The sequence below is a fragment of the Nioella sp. genome, assembly GCF_964229645.1.
GTDB lineage: Bacteria > Pseudomonadota > Alphaproteobacteria > Rhodobacterales > Rhodobacteraceae > Nioella.
On sequence record NZ_CAXREX010000305.1, the window covers coordinates 1 to 5,650 of the forward strand.

Genomic DNA, 5,650 nt, shown 5'->3' on the forward strand with positions numbered 1-5,650 from the left:
CGCCCAGGCCATCGAGGGCGACGCCCATGTCCACCAGGCCGGCCACGGCAATGGCGCCGGCATCGCCCAGTCCGGCGGCGGCAATTTCGGCGTCGTCCACCAGGAAGGCAACGGCCATACCGGCACGCTCGCCCAGAACGGGTGCGACAGCTACGGCATCTTCCAGTTCGGCGAAGGCACCAACGCCAATGTCGCCCAGGGCAACGGCTGCCAGACCGGCCTGCTCTTCCAGTTCGGCTGGTAATCAGCCCAGAAGGTGCGGCCGGCAAGGGCTTTCCTGGACCCCGCCCAACCCGGCCAAACACCCGCGCCCTCCGGCCATAACGGAGGGCGCGTTCCGGTCAAAAACACACCGCCACAATACAGACACCCCCAATACACAACCAAGCGCAGGCAAAGCGTCGGTTCGAGCAGGCGTCTTGTCGGTTTCCCCGACGGCCCCATCGTGCGAGTCAGGCTAGGGTCCGGCTTGGCCATGAAAGGGAATCACGCCCATGTTCCTCAGCGTCTTCGACATCTTCAAGATCGGCATCGGCCCGTCTTCGTCCCATACGATGGGGCCCATGACCGCCGCGGCCCAGTTCCTCGAGTCGCTGCGCACGGGACTGCGCGAGCCGGGGGCGGGCGAGGTCTTCCGCGTGAGCTGTTCCCTGCACGGGTCTCTGGCCTTCACCGGCAAGGGCCATGCCACCGACCGGGCGGTGATGCTGGGCCTTCTGGGCTATCTTCCCGCGACGATCGACCCCGATGCCGCAGAGCTTGCCCTGACGCAGCTGCACGAACTGGCGCTGTTGCGGCCCGACGGGCTGCCCAGGTTGCGGTTCGATCCCAAGACCGACCTCGTCTTCGATTTCGGCCCCCCGCTGCCGGGCCACGCGAACGGGATGATCTTGCGGGGGCATGACGCGAACGGGAACCTCTACATGGAGGAGACCTATTACTCGATCGGCGGCGGCTTCGTGATGACAGCGCAGGAACTGGATCGGCTGAACCAGGGCGGCGCCGAGGAGTTCCACGCTGAAAAGGCCGCGCAGGGCTATCCCTTCCCCTTCGGGTCTGCCGAGGAAATGCTGCATATGGGCAAGGTCTCGGGCAAGTCGATTGCCGAGATGAAATGGGAAAACGAATGCGCCAATGCACCGCGCGCCGAGATCCGCGACAGGCTCGATGCCGTATGGAAGGCGATGGATGATTGCATCGACCGGGGGCTGAGGATGGACGGCACATTGCCCGGCGGCCTGAAGGTGCGCCGCCGCGCGAAAGCGATCCATGAACAGCTGCTGGCAGAGCGGGGTCGGAACATCGCGCAACCCCATGTCGTGAACGACTGGATGAGCGTTTACGCAATGGCGGTGAACGAGGAAAACGCGGCAGGCGGCAAGGTGGTGACATCGCCCACCAATGGCGCGGCGGGTGTTGTTCCGGCGGTGCTGCGATACTACCGCGACCATTGCATTGGCGCGACCGAGGAGGGCCGGCGCACCTTCCTGATGACTGCGGCGGCGATTGGCGGCCTGATCAAGCATAACGCCTCGATCTCGGGCGCCGAGGTTGGCTGCCAGGGCGAGGTGGGCAGCGCGTCCGCAATGGCGGCGGCGGGCCTTTGCGCCGCGCTTGGCGGAACCAACGAGCAGATCGAGAACGCCGCTGAGATCGCACTGGAGCATCACCTGGGCATGACCTGCGACCCGGTTGCCGGGCTGGTGCAGGTGCCTTGCATCGAGCGCAACGGCCTTGGCGCGATCAAGGCGGTGAGCGCGGCGTCGCTGGCGCTGCGCGGTGACGGGCAGCATTTCATGCCGCTGGATAATTGCATCGAGGCGATGCGCCAGACAGGCATCGACATGAACGAGAACTACAAGGAAACCAGCCGGGGCGGGCTGGCGGTGAACATCCCCGAATGCTGAGGGGCACCGCCAGCGACTGACCCGTTATTCCGCCGCTGTCGCCTCGGCCTCGGCGATGCGTTCCTCCTCCTCGATGAAGCGCAGCAGCATGTCCTTGGCCTTGTCGTCGGTCACGCGGAAGTTGCTGATGCGATTGCGATTGAGCATGTGCCGCAGCTTGGAAAGATTGCGGTTGCCAATGGCCCCGTCGACATTTTCATGCAGCTGGCCCGCCGCCGACTTGGCGCGCAGCCACTGGCGCAGATATTCGTGATCGGTCGGACCCTTTTCGCACCAGACACGCTCGAAGGTCATCATGATGAAGTCCTGCACGGACTTGTAGAGATGCCGCCGGTCTTCCTTGAACGGGTAGTTGAAGATATCGGCCACGATTTCATAGGAGGGCCAATAGAAGATGTGCCCTTCGTCCTTGAATTCGCGCATGACCTCGTCGATGGCGACGCGTAGAACCGCCTTGGACACGCTGTTGGCGCTGATGCAGCTTTCGTCGCGGAACGTGGTGATGAGCGGAATGGGCGACAGCGTCAGGATGATCTTGGCGTCCGGGCGGTGCTTGCGCACGAGGCGGTAGATCTCGCGCAGGTTCTCGCGGTTTTCCTCGACAGTCGACACGCGGAACTTGTGACGCTCGGGGTCATACTTGTCCTTGGGCAGGGTGCGCCAGAAGACGCCGCCCGTGGGTTCGTCATACCAGACCTCGGAAAGCCCGAGCGTGAGGATGAACACGTCGGTTTCATTGAAGAGGCGCAGGGTTTCCTGGCGCACATCCTCGTCGTAGCCGAATTCCTCGGCCTTGTAGCCATGCCAGAGCGGGGCCTCGAACTTCTTGGCCTCGAACGCCCATTCGAACTGCTGGCGGATGACGAAGGAATTCACCATGCCCTCGCCGCAACTGACGACATAGGCATTGCTTTCCTTGTTGCGGGTCAGGACGTTGTAATGCCGCGAAGCGAGCCAATCCGAGATATAGGCTGCAAAGCAGCTGCCGAAGGCGGTGACCTTGGTATTTTCGTTGATCGCCCGTTCCGGCGGTTCCCACCCGGACAGGACATAGTCCAGCACGGCCGTTTCAGGCATCATGTGGAGCGCCTTTGGCGGGCGACTGCCCTTGGCACCGCGGAACCAGGTCTGGTGCACCCGGCCTTCCTTGGTGGATTCGTTGCCTGCTACTCGGTCCGCCGCCTTGGTCACGGCGGACGGGTCCAACAATGTACTCATCTCGCTACCTTCTGCTCGAAAGTTTGTTTTTGTCTTTTCGAGAATCGTAGCAGACAGGCGCAAAAAATGAATCCTCTTTTTTCAGAGGCTTCCGAGACGTGACTGATGCGGGCTGTCAGACCGGGGCGCGCATGGTTTCGCCGGGGTCGAAACCGGCGTCCATGGTGATGATCTGGTCGCAGTCCTCGCCCGCAACGCGCGAGGCGATGATCTGCGCCGCGGCCCGGCCGATTTCCAGCCGCCTTGTGTCCATCGTGGCCAGGCGCATGGGCAGACCATCGAGTATTTCGACGGCGTTGAAGCCGGCAAGCCCCACGTCCTGCGGGATGCGAATGCCTTTTCCCAGACAGTACAAGAGCCCGCCAGCGCCGATCATGTCATTGGAATAATAAAGAAAATCCAAGTCCTTGTGGCGTGTCAGCATTTCTTGCGTCATCTCGCGACCTTTGCCGAGGCCGGAGCCGCCTGAATAAAAGATACGGTCAACGAGGTCGATCCCGGCCTCGTTCAGAACGCCCTCAAACCCTTCGAGCCGCTTTCGGGCGCGGAAGTCGAGTGGCATCTTGGTGCCCATGAAGCCAATGCGTTTGTAGCCGCGGGATAGGATTTCCCGCGCCATGCGCGCGCCCGCTGCCCGGTGGCTGATGCCAACCATCGCGTCGATGGGATCGCCATCGGCATCCATGATCTCGACCACCGGAATGCCGGAATTGGCCAGCATCGCGCGGCTTGCGTCGGAATGTTCGATCCCGGCGACAATCATCCCCGAGGGGCGCCACGAGAGCATTTCGTAGATCACTTCCTCTTCGCGCTCGGGCTTGTAGTGGGTGGCACCGAACACAGGTTGCAGATCGGTGTCGTCCAGGACGTCCGAGATCCCCGCCAGCACCTGCGGAAAGACCATGTTGGACAGGGACGGAATGACGACGCCCACGAGGTTGACCCGAGACGAGGCGAGGGCACCCGCAATCTTGTTGGGCACATAACCTAGGGAGCGCGCGGCCTCCAGCACGCGGGCCCGCGTTGCTTGGGACACATCCCCCCTGTTTCTCAGAACACGGCTGACGGTCATTTCCGAGACATTGGCCGCTTCGGCCACGTCACGCAGGGTCAGTTGGGGTCGGCCGGGGTCATTGCTTCTGGGGGGCAACGTTTGGGCTCCTGCTGGTTGCGGTAACACGACTGTTACGCACTTCTGCCCGGCTTGTCCAAACCAGAACGCGCCGGGCGGCTTTTTCGCGCGCCCCGCCTTGCCTTGGTTGGCGGAATTGCGCAAAACGGAGCGCGTCGGCCCCGTGGCTCAACTGGATAGAGCAGCCCCCTCCTAAGGGGCAGGTTGCAGGTTCGAATCCTGCCGGGGTCACCATAATTCCGGAATTCAAAACCGTCTCAGATGGAGCCCGGCCTCAGCCGATTGGAGCCTGCGCAGCGACATGCACAGGTTTCGCTCAATACGAATGTCATTCCGAAAAGAATGCGCAATTCGTGAATGACAGTCTGAATTGTGCGCCGGGTCGTCTGATCGCGCGGGAAGGCGACTTTCGCGTGCATCCCGGAAGCGACTTCGTAACATTCTGATTTCATTGATTCATTCCAGCAATTCTTGCAGACACCTTGTGGCTTGCTCTGGGTGGATGATCAATCGACCTTGAGAGTTGCATTACGACTCCCGGAAATGGAATTGATGATTCTACGAATTGATCTTTGCAATGGCATAGTAAGACGAATTCCAAAAAACATCCCTTATCCAATTTGAGCGCCGAACAACAGTTCATGGCCTTGCCTTCGGGCATGTTGCCGTGGGGTAACATTCAGCGGAACAGATCGACGCCCGCTAAGGATAGCGCTCAATTATATCGAAAAAATTCTACATAGATCGTAAGATAGACTGTGATCGAATACGAGATTCGTAACGAGTAGGGCGAAACTAAATCGCCAAAGAAGACCTATACGCCGATTGTTCAGCACTTATAGCGTCAACCTATCTGAAGCATCAAATCGGAAACGTGAAATAGCAAGGGAGTTCCCCAAATGATAAATCCTCTTTCCAAGATAAAATTACTGAGATCGGAGGAGAAGAAATCGGAAGGTCAAATCAGCCTTGGTCTATTCTTCGATGATCACTTCTACCCGAACGTAAAAGCAACCAAGCGCAATACGAAAGACGACTGGAGTGTGTTCAATGTGCACATCCGGGAGTCACTCGGTCGCTACAAGATGAACGAGCTGACGAATGAAATCCTGGATGAATGGGTCGTTGGTCAGCAGAAGAAGGGATACCAGCGCAGCACGATTAACAAGCACATCTTCCTGCTCAACCGGATGATGAACCTTGCAAGGCACTGGGGTTACCTGGAAACCAGTCAAAGAATCAGTAACTTGCGCAAACTTTCCCTGGGGGATTACAAGCAGAGGTTCCTCGATCAGGAAGAGATCTCGCGCCTGCTGGTGCATGCGCAACGCACCCGGCATCCGCATATCTACAACGTCATCCGGCTTCTTATCCTGACCGGGGCCCGAAAGGG

Annotated in this window: 4 protein-coding genes, 1 tRNA gene and 1 pseudogene; 4 read left to right on the forward strand and 2 right to left on the reverse strand. The window is 59.9% G+C overall.

The features are described 5' to 3' along the window. The coding region (locus ACEQXV_RS19185; RefSeq protein ID WP_370267989.1) for a hypothetical protein at positions 1–244 on the forward strand (244 nt) is incomplete at its 5' end. Positions 245–494: 250 nt separating this feature from the next. Next, the gene (locus ACEQXV_RS19190; protein WP_370270512.1) at positions 495–1,907 is read left to right on the forward strand and encodes an L-serine ammonia-lyase; all 1,413 of its coding nucleotides are present in this window, start codon (positions 495–497) and stop codon (positions 1,905–1,907) included. A gap of 24 nt (positions 1,908–1,931) precedes the next feature. On the opposite strand, the gene ACEQXV_RS19195 is transcribed toward ACEQXV_RS19190, so the two are convergent. Then, positions 1,932–3,125, reverse strand: coding sequence for a GSCFA domain-containing protein (locus tag ACEQXV_RS19195; RefSeq protein WP_370251498.1), 1,194 nt, complete (start codon positions 3,123–3,125; stop codon positions 1,932–1,934). A gap of 115 nt (positions 3,126–3,240) precedes the next feature. Continuing rightward, complete coding sequence (locus tag ACEQXV_RS19200; protein ID WP_370270513.1) at positions 3,241–4,275, reverse strand: LacI family DNA-binding transcriptional regulator; 1,035 nt, start codon at positions 4,273–4,275, stop codon at positions 3,241–3,243. A 139-nt stretch (positions 4,276–4,414) separates the two neighbouring features. On the opposite strand from ACEQXV_RS19200, the gene ACEQXV_RS19205 reads away from it, so the two are divergent. Beyond that, a tRNA-Arg gene (locus ACEQXV_RS19205) sits at positions 4,415–4,491 on the forward strand. A gap of 665 nt (positions 4,492–5,156) precedes the next feature. Next, positions 5,157–5,650 (forward strand): annotated as a pseudogene (locus tag ACEQXV_RS19210) (hypothetical protein); the annotation flags it as partial.

Coding starts and splice junctions, on each gene's coding strand:
- ACEQXV_RS19190 (WP_370270512.1), top strand. CDS start 495: ATGTTCCTCAGCGTCTTCGACATCTTCAAGATCGGCATCGGCCCGTCT.
- ACEQXV_RS19195 (WP_370251498.1), bottom strand. CDS start 3,125: ATGAGTACATTGTTGGACCCGTCCGCCGTGACCAAGGCGGCGGACCGA.